General features: G+C 52.7%; 20 protein-coding genes. 8 read left to right on the forward strand and 12 right to left on the reverse strand.

Annotated features, from left to right (window positions below; genetic code table 11):
- The first annotated feature begins 99 nt into the window (after positions 1–99).
- The 7 genes from ACLHIJ_RS08190 to ACLHIJ_RS08220 all read left to right on the forward strand — a co-directional run bounded on the left by ACLHIJ_RS08190 (position 100) and on the right by ACLHIJ_RS08220 (position 6,735).
- Positions 100–321, forward strand: a complete 222-nt coding sequence (locus tag ACLHIJ_RS08190) for a hypothetical protein (protein WP_411298904.1) — start codon at positions 100–102, stop codon at positions 319–321.
- On the forward strand, positions 314–511 hold the full coding sequence (locus ACLHIJ_RS08195; protein ID WP_411298905.1) for a hypothetical protein: 198 nt from the start codon (positions 314–316) through the stop codon (positions 509–511). Before ACLHIJ_RS08190 ends, ACLHIJ_RS08195 begins: the two co-directional genes overlap by 8 nt.
- Positions 504–1,184, forward strand: coding sequence for a hypothetical protein (locus ACLHIJ_RS08200; protein ID WP_411298906.1), 681 nt, complete (start codon positions 504–506; stop codon positions 1,182–1,184). The genes ACLHIJ_RS08195 and ACLHIJ_RS08200 overlap by 8 nt, the downstream gene beginning before the upstream one ends.
- Positions 1,185–1,404: 220 nt before the next feature.
- Positions 1,405–1,857 (forward strand): hypothetical protein, encoded by a 453-nt coding sequence (locus ACLHIJ_RS08205; protein WP_411297244.1) that lies wholly within the window; start codon positions 1,405–1,407, stop codon positions 1,855–1,857.
- 165 nt (positions 1,858–2,022) lie between these two features.
- The gene (locus tag ACLHIJ_RS08210; RefSeq protein WP_411297243.1) at positions 2,023–2,547 is read left to right on the forward strand and encodes a hypothetical protein; all 525 of its coding nucleotides are present in this window, start codon (positions 2,023–2,025) and stop codon (positions 2,545–2,547) included.
- A 707-nt stretch (positions 2,548–3,254) separates the two neighbouring features.
- Entirely contained in the window at positions 3,255–5,897 is a 2,643-nt protein-coding gene (locus tag ACLHIJ_RS08215) for a DEAD/DEAH box helicase (RefSeq protein ID WP_411297274.1), read from the forward strand.
- Positions 5,898–5,955: 58 nt separating this feature from the next.
- Positions 5,956–6,735 carry a YggS family pyridoxal phosphate-dependent enzyme gene (locus ACLHIJ_RS08220; RefSeq protein WP_411297242.1) on the forward strand — a complete coding sequence of 260 codons (780 nt, stop codon included), beginning with the start codon at positions 5,956–5,958 and terminating at the stop codon, positions 6,733–6,735.
- Between the two features lie 166 nt (positions 6,736–6,901).
- On the opposite strand, the gene pflA is transcribed toward ACLHIJ_RS08220, so the two are convergent.
- The 9 genes from pflA to ACLHIJ_RS08265 form a co-directional block, all read right to left on the reverse strand.
- Positions 6,902–7,801, reverse strand: a complete 900-nt coding sequence (gene pflA / locus ACLHIJ_RS08225; RefSeq protein ID WP_411297241.1) for a pyruvate formate-lyase-activating protein — start codon at positions 7,799–7,801, stop codon at positions 6,902–6,904.
- A 177-nt stretch (positions 7,802–7,978) separates the two neighbouring features.
- A complete protein-coding gene (grcA2, locus tag ACLHIJ_RS08230) occupies positions 7,979–8,227 on the reverse strand; it encodes an autonomous glycyl radical cofactor GrcA2 (RefSeq protein WP_411297240.1) in 249 nt (82 codons plus the stop codon).
- A 47-nt stretch (positions 8,228–8,274) separates the two neighbouring features.
- On the reverse strand, positions 8,275–10,356 hold the full coding sequence (gene pflB, locus ACLHIJ_RS08235; protein WP_411297239.1) for a formate C-acetyltransferase: 2,082 nt from the start codon (positions 10,354–10,356) through the stop codon (positions 8,275–8,277).
- A gap of 165 nt (positions 10,357–10,521) precedes the next feature.
- Positions 10,522–11,676 (reverse strand): branched-chain amino acid aminotransferase, encoded by a 1,155-nt coding sequence (locus ACLHIJ_RS08240; RefSeq protein ID WP_411297238.1) that lies wholly within the window; start codon positions 11,674–11,676, stop codon positions 10,522–10,524.
- 18 nt (positions 11,677–11,694) lie between these two features.
- The gene (locus tag ACLHIJ_RS08245; RefSeq protein WP_411298907.1) at positions 11,695–12,756 is read right to left on the reverse strand and encodes a 3-isopropylmalate dehydrogenase; all 1,062 of its coding nucleotides are present in this window, start codon (positions 12,754–12,756) and stop codon (positions 11,695–11,697) included.
- A gap of 388 nt (positions 12,757–13,144) precedes the next feature.
- On the reverse strand, positions 13,145–14,569 hold the full coding sequence (gene aspA / locus ACLHIJ_RS08250) for an aspartate ammonia-lyase (protein WP_411298908.1): 1,425 nt from the start codon (positions 14,567–14,569) through the stop codon (positions 13,145–13,147).
- Positions 14,570–15,193: 624 nt separating this feature from the next.
- Complete coding sequence (gene ilvC, locus ACLHIJ_RS08255) at positions 15,194–16,219, reverse strand: ketol-acid reductoisomerase (RefSeq protein WP_411297236.1); 1,026 nt, start codon at positions 16,217–16,219, stop codon at positions 15,194–15,196.
- 56 nt (positions 16,220–16,275) lie between these two features.
- Complete coding sequence (ilvN, locus tag ACLHIJ_RS08260) at positions 16,276–16,836, reverse strand: acetolactate synthase small subunit (RefSeq protein ID WP_411297272.1); 561 nt, start codon at positions 16,834–16,836, stop codon at positions 16,276–16,278.
- Positions 16,836–18,644 carry an acetolactate synthase large subunit gene (locus tag ACLHIJ_RS08265; RefSeq protein WP_411297235.1) on the reverse strand — a complete coding sequence of 603 codons (1,809 nt, stop codon included), beginning with the start codon at positions 18,642–18,644 and terminating at the stop codon, positions 16,836–16,838. Before ACLHIJ_RS08265 ends, ilvN begins: the two co-directional genes overlap by 1 nt.
- Before the next feature lie 495 nt (positions 18,645–19,139).
- Between ACLHIJ_RS08265 and ACLHIJ_RS08270 the strand changes: the two genes are divergently transcribed.
- A complete protein-coding gene (locus ACLHIJ_RS08270) occupies positions 19,140–20,744 on the forward strand; it encodes an aspartate:alanine exchanger family transporter (protein WP_411297234.1) in 1,605 nt (534 codons plus the stop codon).
- Between the two features lie 628 nt (positions 20,745–21,372).
- Here ACLHIJ_RS08270 and ACLHIJ_RS08275 read toward each other — a convergent pair.
- The 3 genes from ACLHIJ_RS08275 to ACLHIJ_RS08285 all read right to left on the reverse strand — a co-directional run bounded on the left by ACLHIJ_RS08275 (position 21,373) and on the right by ACLHIJ_RS08285 (position 25,674).
- Positions 21,373–22,719 (reverse strand): threonine/serine exporter ThrE family protein, encoded by a 1,347-nt coding sequence (locus ACLHIJ_RS08275; protein ID WP_411297233.1) that lies wholly within the window; start codon positions 22,717–22,719, stop codon positions 21,373–21,375.
- A 165-nt stretch (positions 22,720–22,884) separates the two neighbouring features.
- Positions 22,885–24,732, reverse strand: coding sequence for a dihydroxy-acid dehydratase (gene ilvD / locus ACLHIJ_RS08280; RefSeq protein WP_411297232.1), 1,848 nt, complete (start codon positions 24,730–24,732; stop codon positions 22,885–22,887).
- Positions 24,733–24,852: 120 nt separating this feature from the next.
- Positions 24,853–25,674, reverse strand: coding sequence for a class I SAM-dependent methyltransferase (locus ACLHIJ_RS08285; RefSeq protein ID WP_411297231.1), 822 nt, complete (start codon positions 25,672–25,674; stop codon positions 24,853–24,855).
- Positions 25,675–25,841: the final 167 nt, after the last annotated feature.

Here is a 25,841-nt window from a genome sequence, read left to right on the forward strand (position 1 = left end):
TGCAATATTTCATAAACATTATTTGACGATTAGCAAATACGACACACCCATAAATTACAGTTCGTAATAATTCCATCCTCTCCGAGATAGTATTTGCGCATGAATAATTACTCAGACTTTGTTTATCTTGCCGTTAAGCGGTATATGCGTAATACGGGTGTTTCTAGCGTCTATCTTGCGAAGCGTTTACACATGGAGCGCGGGACGTTCTATGCACGGATGGGCGGGCGGCGTAAATGGACTATCGAGGACTTACACCGTCTTGCCGCTCTCGGGGTTGATATTCCCCTGCCACGGGTGAAGCAGGTGAGCCATGTATAAAGTGAATTGGGTACTGGTCATCTTCCTAGTCCTGGTGTTTGTTGTATCCGTTGCTATTGGCGCATGTATCGGGCTGGCGTTTAATGGCACGTCGAGCGAGATAGCCACCGTGCTTAGCGTTCTCATATTCGGGCTTGGCTTTATCGCTGGTAGATTCATCGCTCATATTGATGGTGATAGCGGTGAGTAGCACGACGCTTAACGCTCGAGCACCCTTGCCCTCGCTATTACGCTCGCTCTCTCGCGCTGGATGGGGTGAACTGACTAGCGAGATTCCGGCGGTTCGCCTGGTGTTGCGCGGGTTATCTGATCTGGTCAACGATTATTCAGGGCGTGCCCTAGTCACTGCTACGCAGGTAGCCGATGTCACCGCGCTATCTGAGCGCTGGACCAGACACGCACTAAACAGATTAGAAGAGCTAGGGATAATCCGGTGGGTTCGTGGCGGAATCATTCACGGCAAGCCCGCCCCATCCTTTATCGAGGTATCCAAACGCGCCCTTATCGACCTGATCCGCAAAGCCCGCGCGACCATTGAGGAACTCCGCGCTATGCGCAAAGTACGCACAGCGCAACGACTATCCAAAATCTCACCCCATTCAGTTATCTGGGGTAGGTATTCGCGCAGGTCAAACCATGCGGAACTGACTAATAGCCTCCTCTCTCCTACGGAGGACACCTCAAGGAGTGCCCTCCGTAGAAATGAAATCCTCAACATGCAAACCCGCCAGCGACTTACCGATAAACGCGAAAGCGAACACCGACAACGGCTAAGCAATGACAGCGAATATCGGGCGCAATGCCAGATCGCAGCACGCACAGCCATCAGCCGCATGCTTACCAGTCTTAAGGAATCAGCATGATAAACGAAGAACTACTACGGCGTCGAGCCGCTTCAGCACGCTTCTCACCACACCCACAGGGACGCTCCCCACCTAGACATGCCCTAAAACTAAAACAATCGTATTACCATTAAAATGTATAGTTTGCAAATTATCTATTGACCATATTGCAACGATTCTAATATGATTCTAATCACACATCTTATGGGAGGTATGTGTAAGAATAGAGGGGAGCACTACGATGACTCTGCACGTTATACGAAAGAAACGGCTCACAAGCCTCATCGCATTCGCCTGCCTTACCGCCACTGCTGCCTTAGTATCTACCGCTAACGCGAGTGTTTCTGCTCCCACTCCTACGTCAGAAAGTAGTAACTCACAACCTTTAACAGAACTAGCTCACCGCATTAGTCCGACAGGTGATCCCTCTGAGGTGATCTCGCAGATCGTATGGAACGAAGTTGCTGAAACATTAGATAACACCCCAGGAGTTATGGGATTCTATACTGACATACAGACGGGGACGCTCCATATCAACATTGCACATGATTCCCCAATACGACAAGATTTGCAGCACATTCTTGATTCTCGGATACATTCCATTACCGCCGAGTCACCGGAAACAGAAATCCTTAGTTCCCTAACCGTCGTTTTTGATATTGTCGGGGCAATATCAGACACTAGCGACGCTTAGTGCGAAACATTCACACCACAAATCCAAAGATTCCAAACACTCGTGTTCTTTTTACCAGAACTCACCGTTCTCCGGAACAAACGCCGTTGGAATCCATAAAGGAGGAAATAACAACTTCTCGGTTTACTCCAAGATAGGTTTTGCGTTAGGAAGTCTTAACAGCCAATGAAACGCGTATTGACAATTCTTTGCACCATTACCGTATGCCTCCAGATAGCGGGCTGCTCACATTCCGAAGGGAACGAAACACCCACTACACCTACCTCAGCCTCGCAAACACCAGCCCCATCGCCAACGCAGTCAGAATCTGGAGATCCTAACGCCAGCGCTACATCTGATCCCATAAAAGAGGGCGTTGAAAGCCAAACGATCACTGATACTGCTATCTCAACGTATGCAGGCTCATATCAAGGCGTTGGTGACGGCGCACTATTAGAAGGAACACTCAAGGTTCTCGATGGCTGCCTCATCGTCATTAACAAAGACGGCGGATTAACCATTCCTATTTTTCCTAGCGACGATACTCGCACCGAAAACGGAAAGCTCATCTCGGGAGATAAAATATTTTCTGTAGGGCAAAAAGTTAGCCTTGGCGGAGGCTTCCTCCACATGGACGACGCCGTCAGCAGCTCATGTCAATCCCTGGCAAAGAGCTCCAACGCTAGCAACTTCACCGTCCATTTCAATTAGCCATTTAGATCGATACCGCAAACACGCAAACAGGCGTAATGGGAAGCATGCAGCTTTCCATTACGCCTGCTTTTCTGTCTCACTAAGTGCCTTTCACCCGAACATCATGAGGTAAGGTCTATACAGCGGGAGGAACGTCAGCCAATATTCTGCGCAGATATGCCCTCCGGCATAACCACGTCAGCTACAGCCGAGCGCGAAGGCTTATACACAGTAGGATTTACACACGTCCAGGAGGTAAAACAGTGCACCGAATCTGGGGCTCAACATTTCATCCGCTCCTGGTTTTCCTCGCCATCTTATGCGGCTTTCTTGCATTTCGCGCCAACGCCACGGAACGCCTCATCTTCGCATTATTAGCACTATGTTTACTGGTATCTCTTCTCTGGCAATTATTTACTCACCGACGAACACGCCGCCATGCTACCTCTGCCCGTCATAGCATTACCCAACATGAACAGTCGCATACACCTGATAGCTATCTCGCTTCTCATCACCAGAAACCCGACCAGCCCACACACAACCCACACCTTTCCACCCAGCCGCCACTCATTGAGAGCCCTCCGTCGCCCTCGTCTGAGAAAATCTAGCTCTACATTTCATATCTGCATTACGAGGAATCTATTACTGTGACGACGTCCGATACCCAAGCGCCAAATACTCAACCAGCACATCCCCAGCTATCACACACTCATGCGCTCAACCGCCTGCTTGATGCCCTCGAAGACGAATATGGCCTCACCCCGCCACCAGAAGCCATTTACGACACATTCACGCAGTGGTTCACCGATACCGGCAAACAGATGTACTCACATCAAAGCGAGGCACTGTTGAGCATCGTCAGCGGGGATCACGTTATCGTCGCCACTCCGACCGGATCAGGGAAATCCCTTATCGCTATGCAGGGGCTTTTCACTGCGCTGGCTACCGGCCAAACCGCATACTATACGGCGCCATTAAAGGCCCTTGTCTCGGAGAAGTTTTTTGAGCTCATTGCGCAGTTCGGAGCACACAACGTCGGAATGATTACCGGCGATACCTCCATCAATCCGCAAGCACCCATAATCTGTGCCACTGCGGAAATTCTGGCAAACACTGCGCTCCGCCACGGCACACAGGCAGATATTGGCCTTGTCATCATGGACGAATTCCATTTTTATGCCGAGCCTGAGCGCGGCTGGGCCTGGCAGATTCCCTTGTTAGAGCTCACAGCCACCCAGTTCGTTTTACTGTCTGCCACCCTCGGCGATACCTCATTTTTTGTTACTGATCTGAACAGACGAAGTGGGCGAACAGTAAGTGTTATCGATGACGCTATTCGCCCCGTTCCACTTCATTTCAGCTACTGCACCGAGCCCATCGCAGAGTACATTCATGAGCTCGTCACTACCCACATGGCACCCGTCTACGTCGTTCATTTCTCACAACGTGACGCCGTTGCCCAAGCTCAGAGCCTCCAATCCTTTTCCTTTATCTCCAGCGATCACCGCGAGCGCCTGCGCGCTGCTATCGGTGACTTCCAGTTCTCCACTGGATTCGGCAAGACGCTATCAAAACTGTTGCGCAATGGTATTGGCGTACACCATGCAGGGCTTCTCCCCCGCTATCGGCGTCTCGTTGAACGCCTAGCGCAAGCCGGACTCTTAGTTGTCATCTGCGGCACTGACACTCTCGGGGTCGGCATCAACGTCCCCATCCGAACTGTGCTCATCACATCGCTAGTGAAATTTGACGGCACTCAGATGCGCACACTTGGCGCTCGGGAATTCCACCAAATTGCGGGTCGTGCTGGCCGCGCCGGATTCGACACCATCGGCTATGTCGTCGTCATGGCTCCCGAACATGAGATCGAGAACGCCCGTCGGCTCCGCAAAGCTGGCGACGATCCGCTACGGCAAAAACGAGTACAGCGAGTCAAAGCTCCTGACGGAATAAGCTGGTCTGAGAAAACATTTGACCGATTGCGTGCCGCCGAACCGGAAACTCTCACGTCTCAGTTCCGGCTTTCCCATGCGATGATTCTCAATCTGCTCCAGCGCCCCGATCCAATCCCTGCCATCATCTCGCTATTAACAGATAATCACCATCCAAAGTCTGCTCGTAATCCATTTATCCGGCAAGCAATAGATATTTATTCTTCTCTGCGCACGGGTGAAGTGATCGTCCATCATGATCGAAACTGGCGGCGGACCCACCCTGACGAACCAGCTATCGAATTCACGAAGGACGTCCCCGAGGATTTTGCTCTCAACTCGCCTCTCGCTCCTTTCGCTTTCGCTGCTTTCGATCTGATTGATCCCGAATCTAGCGAGTATGCTCTCGATATTGTTTCCGTCGTTGAAGCGGTACAAGAGAACCCAATGCCGTTACTTATCGCACAGCAAAAGCACGAACGTGGCAAACTGATCCAGCAGCTCAAAGTTGAAGGGGTGGATTATTACGAGCGAATGGCCCGCGCTGATGAAATTAGCTGGCCACAGCCTCTCGCGGAGGTACTGACGCCGGCCCTGGAGATCTATGCGCAAGCAAACCCGTGGGTGCGCGATCACGAGCTATCCCCGAAATCCGTCGTTCGCATGATGATCGAAGAAGCCATGTCTTTCTCCGATCTCATCTCTCGTTTTGATCTGAACCGTTCCGAAGGGGTGGTTTTACGCTACCTCACTGATTGTTACCGAGCCATGCGGCAAATGATCCCGATAAATATGCGCACGCCAGAGCTGAGCGACATCATTACCTGGCTAGGTAACCTGGTACGTGCAATCGATTCATCATTACTTGATGAATGGAATGCCCTCGCCAATGGCACATACATGCAGGCTGACGAGGGTAATACTGACGTGGAAACTGGTGCAGATATTGCTTTCGGTGCCGAGGCCGACGGGCATCTGCTGATAACTCGCAACCAGCACGCCTTCAAGCGCGCCGTGCGCAATGCTATGTTCCGTCGCGTTGAGGCTTTAGAGTACGAGCAATACGAACGCCTTGCCCAGTGGGATGGTGCTTGCGGATGGGACGCGCAGCGATGGGAAGCCGCCATTGACCCGTTCTTTGACGATTATGAGCATATTGGTACAGATACTGATTCGCGCTCTGATCGGTTCTTCTCTGTGCTCACTGACCCCTCTTATGCCGATTTATTGGCCGCTGGGCTTGCCGAGGACCGCGCCTGCGCTCTCGTTGAGAGCCATAAGGCGGGTCGAGCCTGGCTCGTCATTCAAGTATTAAATGATGGCGATGAGCAACACGAGGCGGAGATGACGTGGGCTATCTGGGCTATTGTCGATCTCGATGCCAGTGATGCAGCCGAACAGCCAGTCATTGAGATTATTCGGGTTGGCCCACGGTAGCGAGTAAGCTAGGCAGTAGGTAGCCTGCGAGTTATTCTTACACCGCATTTTCAACGCCGTGTACGCACAGCCCACTTTTATCGTCTTTATGGAAGAAAGTACGTCAATGCTTAGCGCGCAAGACATCACTGAACGGCTTAGCCATGTTCATGCCCAAATCCGTCAGGCTCAGCGTGAGGCCGGGCGAACGGGTGAGCAGGTCGATCTTATGCTTGCCGTCAAGTATCAACCTTTGGCTGCTATTTTGGCCGCTGCCAGCACTGGGGAGCAGCTATTTGGGCACAATATCGTCCAACAGCTATGTACTGTTGCTCCAGCGCTCAAAGAGGCGAATGCGCCAGCAAAGCATTGTGTTATTGGTCCGGTTCAATCCAATAAGTTGCGCGCCGCAATGGATAACGCCCACCGGATTGACACCGTAGATTCTTTACAGCAAGCCGAACGTATTGCCCGCCGCCAAGAAGCTCGGATTAAAGAGGGGCTAGCCGATGGCCCATTTCCGATCCTATTGCAGATCAATTCTGCGAATGCTGTGGGGCAAAGTGGGTGTGCTCCGGATGAGGCCTACGATATAGCCCGACGAATTAGTCATATTGATCTTGTTCGTATTGACGGGGTGATGACTATTGGCGCTCATAGCACAGAACGCGCAGTCATCCGCGCAAGTTTTGACCTAACTCGCCAGCTCAGCGCGGAGATTCGTAGTTTACCTGGGCTTTCCCATGCTGACGTGATCTCTATGGGAATGACGCAGGATCTAGATGTGGCTATTGCTGCTGGATCAACGCTCGTGCGCGTTGGAACAGCAATTTTTGGAGCGCGCCCGACGCCCGCCTAATGCCACCTATACTGGCGTTTTCTTTAGCTCTCTGTGGCGGGGCATTTCGGCTCACCTGCGCTGCCTTTCTTGGTGCTTACGCCGCTTTCTGCCAAAATGCCCAATCATCACAGCAAGGCGGGCACGGGCACGCGCAATCCGAATCGCCTTGCGCGAGGATTGACCCTCAGTAGACCGTCAATCCTCGCGCTCGGAATACATCTCGAATATTCTCGGTATGTTCGGCCGAAGGTGGCGTGACGTCATTAAGCTGATACTCCAGGCCTAGCGTCTCCCACTTATCGCGGGCCATCTGATGGAATGGCAGGACTTCTACACGGGAAACCGTGGACCATTTCGCCACAATATCTGCCACCGCGTTGACGTTCTCTGGCGCGTCCGTCAATCCCGGAACAACAACGAAGCGAATCCAAATCTCTTTTCCAGCATCGCTTAGACGTTGACCGAAACGTAAGGTAGGTGCGAGGTCACGGCCAGTGGTGCGTTGATAGGTTTCTGAGATCCCGCTCTTAACGTCTAATAACACAAGATCGAGGTTATCCATCATCTCATCACTCAATGCATGACCGAGGAAACCTGAGGTATCAATAGCGGTGTGGACGCCAGCCTCATGGCATTTGCGCAACATACGGGCTAGGAATGCCGGCTGCATGAGCGGTTCTCCCCCAGAGAAAGTCACTCCACCATGGGATACCTTAAAAATTGCTCGATAGCGCAGGATTCGCGCGAGCAGATCAGAAGCCATGACGGGATTCCCGTCACGCATTTTCAACGTATCGGGATTGTGGCAGTACAGGCAGCGCAAGGGGCATCCTGAGAGGAACACCGTTAACCGCGTTCCGGGGCCATCCACTGCGGTAACTAATTCCCAGGAGTGTACTGACCCTAACTCGCCTGAACGCACCGCTCGGATGTGTTCCTCATGTGTCATCGAACCAGCACTTGCGATTCCGCTGATACCTGCGCCGGATAGCCGAGGAATCTCCTCTTCTAAGGGAGCAGGACGGTACTCCCCCGTTGAGCCTTCACCTGTTAAATAACTGCGAGCATCGAATGACGCTGCCATCTTTCTCCTTATTTCACTCGCTCAATAGCGTATTAAGTGAGCTAAGTGAGCGCTACCGTCATAGCTGGTGTAGTGAAAATTACGCGGTATTACACGCACCTGGATAGACCAGGAAAACAACGGGCGCCCGAGTCATTCCCGGGCGCCCGAGCTTATCGTCGTGACGAAAAGTTACCCTTACATTCCCTCGTGGAAGGTACGCGAGAGCACATCAAGTTGCTGCTCACGGGTCAGCCGCACGAAGTTCACTGCATATCCGGAAACACGCACCGTAAGCTGCGGGTACTTATCCGGATTCTCCATCGCGTCTTCCAGCGTCTCACGGTTCAGCACGTTGATGTTCGCGTGGTACAGACCCTGCACACCACCGTTGCACTGACGCTGAGCCTTCATCGAGGCGAGGCGCTCTTCGAATGTCTTTGCCATGGTTTTTCTCCTTGTTTTACCTGATATGCCGAGAACCGAGCAGTGCCTCAGCCTTGCTTGATGAAACCGGCATCCATAATGCCGACGAGATTATCAATCTGTTCGTCCCGAGTGCGACCAAGAGACGAAGGAACAATGGTGTTGGTCAACGAGATGCCGTCAAGGGCGTCGTTGTAGTCAAGTTTTGCCACGGAAAGCATCGATGCCAACATTCCGTGGGTATCCATCCCGTTTTCTGGGTTAGCACCCGGAGCGAACGGAGTTCCCGCACGGTGCCCCGAAGGGAAGGAGCCTGTTGCCTTGCCGTAGACGACGTTCGAGGTAATCGTCAACACTGATTGAGTCGGGATAGCGTCACGATACATCGGGATCGCCTTGATCTTCGCCATCACGGTATGAACGATAGTTGCGGCAATATCGTCTGCGCGATCATCGTCGTTACCGTAGCGCGGGAAATCACCTTCCGTAATGTAATCAACGACAAGACCCGTCTCGTCACGGACCGGAGTGACTTTCGCGTACTTAATAGCCGACAACGAATCCGCCACGATTGATAGACCAGCAATACCGCAGCCCATCGTGCGCACAATATCGGAGTCGTGCAGGGCCATTTCCATTGCCTCATAGGCGTACTTATCGTGGCAGTAGTGAATGATATTCAGTGCTTCAACGTAAGTCTCAACAACCCAGGTGAGCATATCTTCATACTTTTCCCACACTTCATCGAAGTCGAGTGGGCCGTCGCCTGCAATCGGCTCATGACCAGGCACAACCTGCTTGCCCGTCATTTCGTCACGCCCGCCGTTAATGGCGTAGAGCAAGGACTTAGCCGCGTTGACTCGCGCACCAAAGAACTGCATTTGCTTCCCGACGCGCATTGGCGAAACACAGCAAGCAATTGCCGCGTCATCGCCCCAGTGATCCACGATCTGACGATCAGCTTCATACTGAATCGACGAGGTTTCAATCGACACCTTAGCGCAGAAACGCTTGTAGCCTTCCGGCAGATGCTCCGACCAGAAAATCGTGATATTTGGTTCGGGTGCCGGACCGAGATTGATTAAGGTCTGCAGTAGTCGGAAAGACGTCTTCGTTACCAACGGACGACCATCCTGCCCGAAACCGCCATCTGACCACGTCGCCCAGTACGGATCACCTGAGAAGATCTGATCGTAGGCTTCGGTACGCAAGAAGCGCACAATACGCAGCTTGATAACGAGCGCGTCGATAATCTCCTGCGCATCAGTTTCCGTAATCAAACCGGCCTTCAGATCGCGTTCAAAGTACACGTCAAAGAATCCAGACAGACGGCCAATAGACATAGCCGCACCATCTTGAGATTTGACTGATCCTAAGTAGCCGAAGTAGGTCCACTGCACGGCTTCTTTCGCGGTGGCAGCCGGCTTGGAAATATCAAAACCATAGGAGGCCGCCATAACCTTGAGCTTCTGCAGCGCCTTAACCTGCTCGGCGATCTCTTCGCGGTTACGTGCCCATTCAGCACTGAAAGGCTGATCGACAAAGCGATCCTTATCGGCCTGCTTTTCCTCAATCAGACGATCCACACCATAGAGAGCGACGCGACGATAATCACCAATAATTCGACCGCGACCATAGGCATCTGGCAAGCCCGTGATGATATGCGAGGAACGAGCAGCACGGATACGCGGGGTGTAAATATCAAAAACCCCTTCGTTATGGGTCTTGCGGTAGCGAGTGAAGATCTTCTTCACGTCTTCATTTGGCTCTTTACCGGCTTCACGCAACGCGGTTTCCACCATGCGCCAGCCACCGTTAGGCATCATGGCGCGCTTAAGCGGCACGTCCGTCTGCAAACCAACAATGACGTTGTCATCATCGGAGATAAACCCTGGACCAAAGGCATCGACGTCAGCCGGAATCTCGGTATCAACGTCATATACGCGCTGCTTGCGCTCCACTGAAAGATAATTCTTCTCTAGGTGATCCCACACACGTAGCGTCTTTTCAGTGGGCCCAGCTAGGAAGGAATCATCGCCTTCGTAGGGGGTGTAGTTCTTCTGAATAAAATCGCGAACGTCAATCGTTGACGTCCATTGACCTTCGGCAAAATCTTTCCACTCGGGACAAAGATCGACTGCGTTTGTCACGGATGCTCTCCTTACGAGGAATCTCGACTACGCCATCCATTCTAGAAATTAACACAGTCAAATATGAGTTTATTGACTATCCTCACACGCAATTTTGGAGGATAAATCCGATTTAAGGGCCGACATGCTCCTCCTCACGCCTTTGGATAGGACCTCAGCCCCGAATCACCGAGTGGGCACCTCCACAAGCTGATAGAGCCAGCCAAAACGATCCTCCCGACGCCCCAATTGGATCGCCGTCAGCTCCTCGTAAATCTCCTGCGTTCGCGGACCAACCGGCACATCCACATCGAAATCCGTCCCTGTTAACCGGCCAATCGGCGTCACCACAGCGGCCGTCCCACAGGCAAACATCTCCGCTACCTCACCCGACTCGATACCGCGTAACAAACCATGCAACGGTATCGCCTCCTCACGCACAACCACTGATTGCTCTTCGAGGAACTGCAAAATAGCCGACCGAGTTCCACCCGGCAGAATCGTCCCAGTAAGTTCCGGAGTACACACCGAACCGTCAGACATCACCACAAAAACATTCATTCCGCCGAGCTCGTCAAGGTTGGTGTTCGTCGCCGCGTCCAGGAATAACACCTCGTCGAAACCCCGCTGCGACGCCTCAACCTTCGGCAACAGTGAAGCGGCATAATTGCCTCCCGTCTTCACATCGCCCATTCCCCCTGGACCAGCCCGATGGTAATCACGCTCCACCCACACCTGGATCGGCGTTAGACCATTGGCAAAATACGCCCCCGACGGCGAAGCAATCACTAGATACTCATACCGCGTAGAAGCCCGCACTCCTAAGAAGGACTCCGAAGCAAAAATAAACGGACGCAAATACAGCGAACTACCTGGCGCATCAGGCACCCACCGCGCATCAGCGCGCACGAGATCCACAATCGAGGCATGGAACAGCTCACGCGGCAAATCTGGGATCGCTAACCGGCGATTCGACATATTGAGCCGAGCCGAGTTGTACCCTGGGCGGAACGTCCATATCGACCCATCCTCATGCCGATATGCCTTTAAGCCCTCAAACACTTCCTGCCCGTAATGCAACACTGCTCCAGCCGGATCGACACTCAACGGACCATAGGGCTCAATAACGCAATTATGCCACCCGTTATCTCGGGTCCACGTCGCATGGGCCATATAATCCGTAAAATCCACCCCGAAGCGCAGATTCGCCATAATCCGCTGGTATTCCTCATCCGAGCGCAGATGCGGATGAGGCTGACGGGCAAAGGTACCCGCAAGCTCTGCTGCCGACGGGCATGCTTCACTGGCTAAACGATCCAACTGCGTGGGCTGTCGCGTCATTTTCTTCCCTCTCTGCCGCTACCGAGCACTCGAAAGTAGGTCAACGATAGCATCTCCGATGTCGCTCGTTGATCGCTGTGCTACCTGGCCGGACGCCACGCTACGCGCCCGCCACGCCATATCCATATCAACAGCTTGGCGTATCCGAGACGCCAACTGCCCATAGCCTAAGAAATCCACCATCATCGCCACAGACAAGATCGTTGCCGTCGGGTCAGCGATCTGGCGTCCAGCAATATCCGGAGCAGAACCATGTACCGGCTCAAACATCGACGGAAACTCCCGCTCTGGATTGATATTCCCGGAAGCCGCCAAGCCAATACCGCCAGTAATCGCACCGGCTTCGTCAGTCAAAATATCACCAAAGAGGTTATCCGTCACGATCACATCGAACCGCCCGGGATCGGTAACCAGAAAAATCGTTGCCGCATCCACGTGCAAATAATCCGTCGCCACCTCAGGATATTCCTGCGCTACCCGTTCAAAAATACGCCGCCAAAGATGGCCAGCATGGACGAGAACATTATGCTTGTGCACTAAAGTTACTCGCTGACGGCGCCGAGAGGCCTGCTCAAAAGCAAAACGCACCACACGTTCCACCCCGAAAGCCGTATTAACAGATACCTCAGTTGCTATCTCATGCGGAGTATCAACCCGCACGACCCCACCGTTTCCACAATAGAGCCCCTCGGTCCCCTCCCGAACAACCACAAAGTCAATCTCACCCGGGCGCGCTAACGGGCATGGCGTTCCCGGATAATACTTCGCCGGGCGCATATTGACGTATTGGTCAAACGCAAAACGGAGCTTCAGCAATAACCCACGTTCCAAAACCCCTGAAGGCATCGATGGATCGCCCACTGCACCGAGCAAAATCGCATCCTTGGTAGCTAGTTGTGCTAGCTCCTCATCTGTAAGGACCTCACCTGTGCGATGATAGCGCTCGGCACCGAGATCATAATGCGCAATATCGTATTGTAATTCACTGCCAGCGCTGACCGCCTCAAGTACTTTCAGCCCTTCAGCCACAACTTCGGGACCAATCCCATCCCCCGGGATCACTGCCAATTGCACACTCATGGCAGCGAGTGTACTGCCTCAAAGCACACATTGTAGGAACTTTTCACACTGTGAACCCCGGCTATTCCTGCCCTGATCCCGTATCTGCGCCCCGAAACGAGGCGATAGGCTCATACACCCGATAAAGCCGCGCACCTGAGAATCCCAACCGTGCACTAGGCGCTCCATGCGCACATACCGCAAACACCTACATGATTTAGCTAGCACCGACCGGCGCACCCAGTGAGCCGACAAGACCAATCCCCCACTGGCAAATACCTACAAAGCGCGCACCGCGCAGGTAACTAACTCAATCCAGGCAACACACCACAGGGCAACGCACGCTGGCACCCTACGAATACGCCTTTTTTCACCACAGTATTAGCCGCAAGGCTTCGCACCCCTAGGCTTAATCGTCGTAAATCATCCCCATATACTCAGGCTCCATCAGGTTTTCTACCGACAAGGCCCGATCCAGCTCACTTTCCGTCATTAATCCACGCTCCAAAACGAGATCGCGCACACTCCGCCCCGTGCGGGCTGCTTCTTTGCCGATCAGATCGCCCTGGTGGTGCCCAATAATATCGTTGAGATACGTGACAATTCCGATGGAATTCATAACGAAATTCCGGCATACCTCTTCGTTGACGGTGATGCCATCCACACATCGCTCCCGCAATACTCGGCAGGCGTTTTCCATCAACATGATGTCCTCAAACAAAGCCTGACCGATCACTGGTTCCATAACATTCAATTGAAGTTGACCAGCTTCCGAAGCCATCGTGACCGTCACGTCATTGCCAATAACTTTAAAACACACCTGGTTGACGACCTCGGGAATAACAGGGTTGACCTTCGCTGGCATAATTGACGATCCCGCCTGCATTTGCGGCAGATTAATTTCATTCAGCCCGGCTCGCGGCCCGGAAGATAACAGACGCAGATCGTTGCAAATCATTGACAACTTCGCAGCAAGACGCTTAAACGCTCCCGAAATAGCCACATACGCGCCCGTATCCATCGTCGCTTCAATCAGATTCGTCGCTGGTTTCACCGGCAGGCCCGTCACCTCAGCCAACCGCCGCACGACGATCTCCTGGAACCCCTGCGGGGTATTGAGCCGCGTTCCGATCGCGGTTGCCCCCAGATTCACTTCCAGTAACAGCTCCATAGTGTGCTGTAAATAGCGCACTTCCTCGTCCAACAAAATCCGGAAAGCCGCAAACTCCTGCCCGACAGTCATCGGAACCGCATCTTGTAACTGCGTGCGGCCCATCTTCAACACTTTTGCATTCTTTTTGGCAATGACGTCGAACGCCCCCGCCAATCGCTCAATCTCTGCGATCAATCCCTCAATCATGCGGTAGAGCGCCACCCGAAAGCCTGTCGGGTACGCATCATTGGTGGACTGTGATTTATTCACGTGATCGTTGGGATGAATAATGTCGTACCGACCTTTTTCCTCTCCCAGGATCTCTAAGGCCAGATTCGCCACTACTTCATTCGTATTCATATTGACGGACGTACCCGCACCGCCTTGGAAAACGTCTACGGGGAACTGATCCATCCCCACGCCCTCATCTAAGATTTTGTCGCAGGCAGCCACGATCGCTTCAGCAATGCGCCCCGATAATACTCGCTTATCGCGATTCGCTAAGGCTTCTGCCTTCTTGACCTGCACCATGCCCCGAATAAACTCCGGAACATCGCTGATCCGCACCCCAGAAATCGGGAAATTTTCTACTGCGCGCAGAGTATGGACTCCGTAATACGCATCCGCAGGAATTTCACGCGACCCAATGAGATCCTCTTCGACTCGGAAAGAAACCATTATTTCTCCATATGCCACGATCTTGCCCGTACACCTCATACACGCGGCTGGCACCGACGGTTAAGGCGACGTGAGCGAACCTCATCGTTCGCACCCGCTACCAGTATAAAGACAAATGTGCAGCTCCGGGGAGATAAAAGCGACCCTCGCTGATGACGCGAAGGCCGCTTTGGTTTTTGACGTTTTTACTTCGTTATTGCAAGGTGCCTCTGTGGAATATCACTGCTGGCAAGCGCCAAGCATCGCCTCTCCAGCTTCCAACTGTAGCGCCGATGGCTGGTAGCTATTAGCTGTTGCCCCACCCGGCAGTACTCGTGAGTAGCCAGCAAACTACCCACAAGCACTACAAGATCACGAGTTATTACTCTGATAAGCCATTAGCTACTAGCCAATGACGATGGTTGCTGGCTAACATCCACAACCAGCAATCTACCTGTGCACCTCACCATCTGGCAGTTTTCAGCACAGCTAAACCGATCGATTCTCGGCGTTTCCCTTCTGCGCGCATCTAGAGACGTTATATCCGGCCAGCCGCCTCAGCAATATTTCGCTGCGTCCGCTGGCCGGTAACACACAATCTCGGCGCTGCCTTTCCCCATTGGTCTTTGGAAAAGCGGAAAACATCGCTTAGCGCGCTGCAGAACCGTCCGTATAGTCCGAGTCAATCTGCTGCCAGGCAAACATCTTGCGCAACTTTCCACCGACCTTCTCAATCGGATGACCTTCACCGCGAGCGCGTAGCTGTGCAAACTCCACCGCGCCGTTATCTTGATCGGCGATGAACCGCGCAGCGAACGATCCGTCCTGAATATCGGCTAACACCTGCTTCATATTCTCCTTGACCTGCTCATTAATCACTCGCGGGCCAGAGACGTAGTCACCGTATTCTGCCGTATCAGAGATCGACCAACGTTGCTTGGTCAGCCCTCCCTCATTGATAAGATCAACGATGAGCTTCATCTCGTGGAGCACCTCAAAATAGGCAATCTCCGGCTGGTAGCCAGCTTCCGTCAGCACCTCAAAACCATACTGAATAAGCTGCGAAACGCCTCCACACAGTACTGCTTGCTCACCGAAAAGATCCGTCTCCGTCTCTTCAGCGAACGTCGTCTTAATGACTCCAGCTCGGGTACCGCCAATCGCTTTGGCATACGATAAAGCCAAATCCCAAGCCTGCCCAGAAGCGTCCTGCTCTACCGCAACAATATCGGGCACCCCGCGCCCGTCCTCATATTGACGGCGCACAATATGCCCCGGACCTTTAGGAGCAACCATACACACGTCGTGACCCGCATCCGGAGTAATGTAACCAAATCGAATATTAAAGCCGTGCGCAAAGAACAGTGCCGCGTCTGGCTTCAAATGCGGTGCGATCTGCTCCGCATAAATCGTGCGCTGGTGCTGATCGGGAGCCAAAATCATGACGACATCGGCCACCTGGGTAGCCTCTTCAATCGTTGCAACATTCAGCCCCTGCTCGCGTGCTTTCTGTTCGGATTTTGAGCCCGGACGCAAACCCACTACAACATCAACCCCGGAGTCCCGAAGGTTCAGTGCATGGGCATGCCCCTGCGATCCATACCCGATGACGGCAACCTTCTTCGACTGAATAATGCTCAAATCTGCATCGTCGTCGTACACAATCTCTGCCACGTTTTTCTCCTTCAACTACGGCACTTTATCTCTGCACGTCTGCTAGTGATTTTATGTTATTTCCCAAAATCCGACGGGTTTGCTTCAGCTTGCCGGATCATCCGGCGTTCACGAGCCACGGATTCACTCATTGATCCGCTCCCACGCCCGATCGCCACCGCCCCAGATTGCACAATCTCCGTTACGCCATACGGTTCTAAGGCCGCGAGCAAGGCTTTCGTTTTCTGTTGTGAACCAGTTGCCTCAATCGTCAGCGCTCCCGGAACCACATCAACGATATGCGCACGGAAGAGATCCACCACATTGATAACATTTGCCCGCAAGCTGTCATCTACCCGTACTTTGACGAGCATAAGCTCGCGCAAAACTGATTGCTCGTCTTCCAATTCCACAATTTTGATGACGTTAACGAGCTTATTGAGCTGCTTAGTCACTTGTTCAAGCGGAGCGCTATTCGCATCGACGACGAGCGTGATACGCGATAAATCTGGATCCTCCGTCGGCCCAACAGCCAAAGAATGAATGTTGAATGCCCGTCGCGCAAACAAGCCAGACACTCGGGCAAGCACTCCAGGTTTATTCTCCACCAGCACCGATAACGTGCGACGATGTGAGATCATGCCTGTTCCTCCTCTTCTTGCACCGGCCGTAAATCGCGAGCGTAGAGAATATCATCATTAGATACCCCTGCTGGAACCATCGGCCAGACCATCGCATCCGGGGAAACAACGAACTCCACAACCACCGGACGGTCATTAATCTGCATAGCTTGAGTAATCGCCGCATCGACATCGGCAGCATTGTCAACGACAATCGCAGCACAATCGTATGCTTGTGCGAGTTTGCTGAAATCTGGGATTCGTTTCGTCCCGTGCCCAGTATTCAGATCCGTATGCGAGAAACGCTTATCGAAGAACAGATTTTGCCACTGACGCACCATCCCCAGCGAGGAATTATTCATGATAGCCACTTTGATGGGAATATCGTTCAACCGGCAGGTCGCCAGCTCCTGGTTCGTCATCTGGAATGAGCCATCTCCGTCGATACACCACACTACCGAATCCGGATTACCTACCTGCGCTCCCATTGCAGCCGGAACCCCAAACCCCATCGTGCCAGCTCCACACGAGGTAACAAGCTGCCCAGGGAAAGACCACGGAATGAACTGTTGTGCCCACATCTGATGCTGACCCACACCTGTGGTGAAGATAGCGTCCGGAGCGAGAGCCCCCAAGCGGGAAATGACGTACTGCGGCGAAAGCAAGCCGTCATCCGGCTCTTCATACCCCACCGGATAGGTTGCCCGTAACCTGTTCAAGAACTCCCACCAGGCATCATGATTCGCCTGCCCATACTGGTCGTATGCCTCCGGCAACGCGTGATTCAAGGCGCTAAGACTAGCGCGCACATCACCTAGCAGAGCGACATCAACCGCTCGATTCTTCCCAATTTCTGCCGGATCAATATCTGCATGAATGACCTGCGCTTCAGGAGCGAAATGGGATAGCACTCCCGTCACTCGGTCATCAAAACGAGCGCCCAAGGTAATAAGCAAATCGGCTTTTTGCATAGCCGCAACCGCAGGAACTGTGCCATGCATACCCGGCATACCCAAATGGCGCTTATCCGAATCTGGGAAAGCTCCCCGAGCATTCAAGGTCGTCACAACCGGAATATTGGTCAGATCAACAAGTTCTGCTAGTTCCTTATGAGCACGCGCCCGAACGACCCCGCCACCCACATACAACACAGGCTTGCGTGCTTGGGAAATGATTCTCGCCGCTTCCCGGACCATCCGCTGATTAGGTTTCGCCTGCGGGCTATAACCAGGTAAATCCAACCGAGGCGGCCAGATAAACTCACATTCTTCGGTTTGTGCACTCTTCGTCACGTCCACAAGCACCGGCCCCGGACGCCCCGTAGCCGCTAAATGAAATGCCTCCGCCAGACGCGCCGGAATCTCATTCGCGTCGGTAATTAAGAATGAGTGCTTTACCAGCGGTAGAGTTGCCCCAATAATATCGGCCTCTTGGAAAGCGTCCGTCCCGATCAAGGACGCCCCCACCTGGCCAGTGATTGCCACGATTGGAACCGAATCCAAATTGGCATCCAAGAGTGCAGTAACCAGATTCGATGCCCCCGGTCCTGAGGTTGCCATACATACCCCAACGCGACCAGTCGATACTGCTAAGCCCTCGGCCGCATGCCCAGCCCCCTGCTCGTGCCGAACGAGAATGTGCCGGATCTTCGTCGATTCAAAGATCGCATCGTAAAGCGGCAATGCTGCCCCACCCGGCAGACCAAAGACGTCCCGAACCCCGAGTTCTTCCAATGAACGAATAACTGCACGAGCACCCGTCATGCGTTCTCGACTCACAGCCGCCGCTGGCTCACGTGTAGCAGGCGGTGTAGGCACTTTAGCCATTTCTCCTCCTCGGATGTGTCCCATGCTCTTCGACGTTTCCGTTTTCTCACCGTTCGTTTCTTTTTCATATCATCACTGACATGAAAAAACCCCTCGGTTATCGAGGGGCGCACCGCAGAACAGCGTTACCTGCAGGTGCGCTGGACTACTACGAGAATAATGGAACGACGATTAGCCATGCCACTAGGCTAATGCACACCCGTCAGCACACCAAAAATACTTCCCGATATCTCACATCATGGATGCATTTTCTCCAACCTATATATCCCGCTCGTTTTACCGATCACTGTGCATCCGTAGCATTACTAGAGAAAAATTGTGTTTTTACGCCATTCTCTCGCCCCACCATTCCGCACAACATACGCTCTGATGAGGTGAGCTATGACCTTAGGGCCACAATCTCGCCATATCGACCATCTAAGTTAGTACTCGTGTAGTGCTCAACGATGACGCTGAAGCAGCATCTGCAAAGTCAAATCTAACCAGGAGTTCCTTTTGTCTTTCATCTTCTCTGCTCTCTCCCACAATCAAGTCCTCTTGCTTTTCCTTCTCGTGGGAGTAGGAATGCTCTTCGCCCACATCCGTATTCGCGGAATCTCTCTCGGAGCCGCAGCCGTTCTCTTTTTCGCCATCGCGATTACTGCCTGGGGATTAGCTGCCGGATATGAGCTCCACATCAATCATGATCTCGGTATCCTCGGGCTCGCATTGTTTGCATTCGCTATTGGAATCAACTCTGGGCGAAACTTCTTCCACACCCTGAAATCCTCATTCGGTCCGCTGGTACTCATGCTGGTTATGTTCGCGCTGGCAGCAGTCGCTGCCGCCGTCATTGGGCGTTGGCTCGGCATGGATTGGGCGCTTATCGCGGGAACTTTCGCCGGAGCCATCACCAATACACCGACCCTATCGGCCGCTGGCCAGGCCTCTGGTGATCCAGCAACCGCAACCGTGGGATATGCAATCGCTTATCTGTTCGGAGTAATCGGCATGCTTGGCTGGACGATGCTCGCCTTATCGAAGCGCCGTACAGATAAGGACACCCCCTCTCCGATTATCAATCGCACCGTCCGAGTGGAGCGCCAGGATAGCCCACGTCTCGCCGACATTCTCGAACTCGTAGGCGATGGCGTGCATTTCTCGCGAATTCGCCGAGGAGAAGTCGGGCCAATCTGGATTCCCGAAGAAGAAGAGCAGCTTCTGCATGACGATCTAATTACCGTGGTCGGTACTCGTGAACAAGTCGATCGCGTTATTGCTCACCTCGGGCACGGATCCTCGCATTCCCTCATGGCGGATCGTCGCTACCTTGATTTCCGACGCATTACCGTCTCTGATCCCAAGATCGCGGGAAAGACGGTGGAACAGGTCGATCTGGAAGGCAAGTTTGGCGGCTCTATGTCTCGTATCCGACGTGGTGACACGGATATGCTGGCCCAACCCGAAGTTGTACTGCAACTAGGCGACCGCGTTCGCGTCGTCGCACCCATCGGAAAGATGAAAGAGATCTCGCATTATTTTGGCGATTCCTCTAAAGGTATGTATGACATCAACCCAGTAGCTCTGGGCATTGGTATGGCTCTCGGTATCATTATCGGCGAATGGAAAATCCTCACCCCCTCTGGGTTAACATTCTCCATTGGTTCTGCAGCCGGCACCCTTATTGTCGGGTTAATCATGGGTCGTATTGGTCGTATCGGGCGCATCGTCACCGCCTTGCCGTACACCGCCTGCCAGGTTCTCGCAGAATTTGGTCTTCTCGTCTTTTTGGCATACGCCGGAACCACTGCAGGGTCGCAAATATCAACTGCTTTCACTGGCGGGTCATGGGCAAAAATCCTCCTACTCGGAGCGATCATTACCTCGATTGTCGGCGGCGGCTTGTATTTCTCCATGCGGTATATCGTCAAGATGGGTGGTACGCGCCTAGCCGGCCTTATCGGTGGCGCACAGACGCAACCTGCTGTCTTGGCCTTCGCTAACGACCGCACCAATGCGGATCCTCGCGTCGCGTTGGGCTATGCCATGGTCTATCCCGTTGCAATGATCGCCAAGATCTTCTGCGGTCAAATCCTTGGCTCTCTCGGCGGATTCTTCTAATCCTATCTACGGCATAGAAATAGGTGGGCTGGCAATTGTTGCCAGCCCACTTTCTGTTTTCCTCTTTACGCTTTTCAATCTGATCCCGCTTTCTTTCGAACCTGCTAAGAGTATGGACATGAATAGCACGGTGTTTGCCTTTCCTGGTGTATCGCAGCAGCGGAGGACCAAGCTGAGGATGATTTTGCGTTCTTCGACATTCTTTTTGTTTCAAAGCTCGCTGTTTTGCCTTTCAGAAATCTCGACCTACGTATGCCCTACCTGAATTCCTTTCGCCTCTTGCATCTTCCTTTTTGTATCCCCTATTTTCACTCTCTTCTGCCCAGTCATCTCTCGTCTTATCTTGCTTACTTGTGCTGCCTTGGCATGTGTTATCGGTGTTCCCTCAGCTCTTGTGTTCTAGTGTTCTGCATATTCCAAACGCAGAACACACATTGGCGCGATTGCTAGAGACACCCGCACGGCGCATGTTACTGCGGTTCTATAACGGAGAAAAGACGCCACAACTCGCTAACCCGATCTAGCTCCCAGAGGTTTCGCTTTCCCCTCGTTTCCCCCTCCCTCCAGATATGACATGTGCGGGCTGTTACCGTAGTAACAGCCCGCACATTCTGACGATCAGCAAGTTTTAATAATGCGCTGCGCGCGCCGTCTTATCGAGATCATCAGGCAGCACCGCAGTTTCGGAATCAAATAACCAGCCTGGATCAGTGACGATTCGAGCAACCGCCAGACCAAAACCAATCGACATGACGACGAAAAAGACTTCAGAAATCGGACCTAATGCTGAGAAGAAATCCCCTTCGTTCAAAGCCACAAGCGCCCGATAGAACGGCACACCCGGAATCATGATGACAACTGCAGGAACCGATAGCGACACCCGCGAATGCATGGTTCGGGAGGCCACAAGTGTTGCCAAACATCCAGCCACAAAGGCTGCCATACCTACAGCTAGCTGCCAGGACATGTCATGACCTTGTAAAACTAAACGCCCCGTATTGACGAAAGCTCCAATCGCACCGCCCGCAGCAGCAACTTTCCACGGCGCATTGAATAGCACCGCGAATCCATAGGCAGCCGCAAAGCTGGTCACGATTCGCAACGCGAAAAGCACCCAATAATTCAACGGTTCCGGAGCGGGGCCTTCTACCGGCCATCCCAAGAAGTGCGAAACCATCCATACTGATAAACCAGCCGATCCGATGACCATCAAGCAATAGTTCATACGGGTAAGTGCCGACCAGAAATCCATTCGAACGAAATCAAGGATCGCAGTAGTCAGCGGGAATCCCGGAATAAGATACAGGATCGCCGAAATAACCCCCGCATGATGCGCCCCCGAGATCACGCCAAAGTGTGTCGCTCCTGCAATAATACCGATGTACAACAACGTCGAAGCAGCCGCGCAGGTAATCCACACGGCAAAATGCGTCACCTTGCGCCCCAGCAACAGACGACGAATCCATTGCCCCGCGCCAGCCGCGACAAATACCGTCGCACATTCGACCAATCGCCCAGAGTTCAGGAACGAGAACGCCGCACAAGCAATAGCTGAGGCAAGTACGCTCGCCCAGATCGGATAATGGCGTGTACGCTTATCAATTTCATCCAATGCTGCATTTAACTCTGCAACAGTCATATCGTGATGGAGCCGAATACATAACGCCATGAGCTGATCGAGCTTGTCAACATTCACTCCGATTGAGCGAATTTCCACTACTTCAGTTCGATAGTTATGCCCTTGCCAGGAGGTAGTAATAATCTCCATAAGCGAGACATGCGACTCGTGCCGCGACAACCCTACTGCCCGGGCTGCCCGAGACATCGCAGACTTCACTCGATATGCTCCAGCACCGCAGGAAAGTAAGGTCTTTCCTAGCCTCAGGACAACCTGAGATTTCTCCACAAGATCAAGATGGCTCAACGCATACGCATCGAGACGGTCAACGTCAGCAGGTATCTTCCCATTATTCACGGTCCACTATTGTGCTACGTCTGCCCGCTTAACACGACATCCGATAGCCATTTTCCACCGTGATTTAGCTGACTCTGCCCGATATGCCAGAATATTTTTTGCCGATCTAGGACTAGCGCCCAATCTGTCCTTGTCTATCAGGAAGAGATCTCTATGATTGCGTTCTTACTGCCTTTCTTCCGGCAGAACGCGAACGCCACCTGTTGAGGCAGAGCTAGCCATCGACGCATAGGCACGCAGTGCACGCGATACTTCCCGTTCTCGCGGTTCATCAGGACGCCACGGAAGATTGCCTTTCATTTCTCGACGAGCGTTTAACTCCTCATCACTAATATCAAGGCGCAACTCGCGTCGGGTTACATCAATAATGATCCTATCTCCGTCTCGTACCAGACCAATAGCACCACCAGAAGCTGCCTCCGGTGAAATATGCCCGATAGAGATTCCCGATGTGCCCCCAGAAAAACGCCCATCCGTAATCAACGCACAGACCTTACCCAGGCCAAGGCCTTTCAGGAACGACGTAGGGTAAAGCATTTCTTGCATACCTGGCCCGCCTCGCGGCCCTTCATAGCGGATAACAACGACGTCCCCTGGTTGTACCTTTTTACCTAAAATCATCTCAATTGCTGCTTCCTGCGAATCCACCACTCGAGCAGGACCAACAAAGCGGAAGAGAGATTCGTCAATACCAGCAGTTTTAATTACTGCACCATCCTCCGCTAAATTTCCATACAGGACGCACAAGCCGCCGTCTTTCGTATATGCATGGTCAATATCTCGTATGCACCCCTGCACGGAATCAACATCGTGGGTTTCGTACCAGCACTCTTGTGAGAATGCCTGTGTGGTGCGCTGCCCACCCGGTGCCACCAAATAGAGATCACGCGCGCGCTGATCCGGATGCTCACTGCGAATATCCCACGTATTCAGCCAGCTCTCTAAATCAGGGGCATGCACAGCATGAACGTGCGGATTGAGCAATCCGCCTCGATAGAGCTCTCCAAGGATTGCCGGAATACCACCAGCACGGTGGAAATCTTCCATGTGATACGTCGTTGAGTTCGGGGCAACCTTCGATAAACAGGGCGTTTGCCGGCTCAACGCATCTATATCTGAAATACTGAAATCCACTTCCCCTTCGTAAGCAGCCGCAAGGATATGCAATACCGTATTCGTTGACCCGCCCATAGCAATATCCATCGTCATCGCATTACGAAACGCAGCAGGCGAGGCTACCGATCGGGGTAATACGGATTCATCGTCATCTTCATAGTAGCGACGGCACAAATCAACAATAAGCCTACCCGCCTCAAGAAATAGATCCCGACGTTTCGCAGCAGTAGCTAACGTCGTCCCGTTTCCGGGTAAGGATAATCCCAGGGCTTCTGTCAAACAGTTCATTGAATTAGCCGTAAACATCCCTGAACACGAACCACACGTCGGGCAGGCATGTTCCTCAATCAACGCTAGATCAGCGTCACTAACGCTATCGTCAGCAGATTCAGCAATTGCGTCCACCAGATTTGTGCGGTGATTGACGACGCCCTCAATAGCTGCACCAGATTCCATCGGCCCGCCGGAGACGAACACCGTCGGAATATTTAGTCGCAAAGACGCCATCAACATCCCAGGAGTAATTTTGTCGCAATTCGAGATACATACCATTGCGTCAGCACAGTGGGCATTGACCATATATTCCACGGAATCTGCGATGATTTCGCGCGAAGGAAGCGAATAAAGCATGCCAGAATGCCCCATCGCGATTCCGTCATCCACCGCAATGGTATTAAATTCTTTGCCGATTCCCCCTGCTGCTTCTATTGCGCGAATAACCAGTTGCCCCATATCGCGTAGATGAACATGCCCAGGGACAAACTGAGTAAAGGAATTCACCACGGCAATGATGGGTTTACCAAAATCTTCCGACGTCATTCCCGTCGCGCGCCACAATGCCCGCGCACCCGCCATATTACGACCGTGGGTTGACGTTGCTGAGCGAAGCTGAGGCACGAGAGGACCTTCTTTCTATATATGCGTTTTCCTCCCTATTCTAATGCGGAATACATATATAGAGTTATCTGTCTTATACAGCGGAGCGTAACCGTGTACCTGCAATGAAAGATGAGCTATTCAGCGTTTAATAAGTCGTTCGTGGGCCGGTGTCCACGAACAATCATTGCGAATAGCTACCCACATAAACATGCGATACGGTAAGTCGATGACGTCATCAGGGCGATACCCCAGATGATCGTACAAATACCACTGCAGATTTTCCTGCGTGCGTTCGCGCTGCACCGTGTCTGCTAAGATCCATGAGGCGCGAGTCGTCGTTAAGAGAAAAACGTCATGGGCGGTAATCTGATCCGTCCACTCGCAGTACTCTAGGGACGGCTCAGAAAACATATATTCCATATGACCGTGATGACCAGGAACACGTAAATCTGGCGCTTCAGTTGCACGACGAATATCCCCGGAACGCATGATGCGACTCAGGCGGTGTACCCAATCGTGGCGAATATCTAAGTAGTTACCAATAATTGCGATACGCGCACCGACACGGCATACCCGCGCAGCTTCAGCACTGGCACGTATTTCATCCAGCCAATGCCAACACTGGCCGTAGGTAATAACGTCGATAGACTCATCTGGAAAAGGGAGCTGCTCAGCGCGACCTGCGAGGCAATGACTCTGCTGTGTGGGCAGGAACAGGGTTTTCAGGTGTTCTCGCATCTGTTCGGACGGTTCAACAGCCCAGACGTTATCGCTGAAAGTACGCAGTTGTTGGGTGAGTTTTCCAGTACCTGCTCCGATATCTGCGATGGTCTGACCCTGAGTTATGTTTAAGCAAGCAAGTTTCTCACGTGGGTAGCTCGGTCGCAGATCTTCGTACGTTTGAGCGTTATTACCTGAAATATCAGCAGTGTAGGGGTTGAACCGTGTAGAGCGAGCCAACGAGCCCTTTCTTTCTTCTTTTAGGTATTGGAAGTTATTATGTGTGTTTTTGGGTGTGTGTTAGGCGCGGAGAGAAGTGTTTTTTCTCTTCGCGCCTATGTGTTGTTATGTGGTTGTGTGACGGCGGTGTCCTACTCTCCCACACCCTCGCGGGTGCAGTACCATCG

The sequence above is a fragment of the Trueperella sp. LYQ141 genome, assembly GCF_046599555.1.
GTDB lineage: Bacteria > Actinomycetota > Actinomycetes > Actinomycetales > Actinomycetaceae > Trueperella.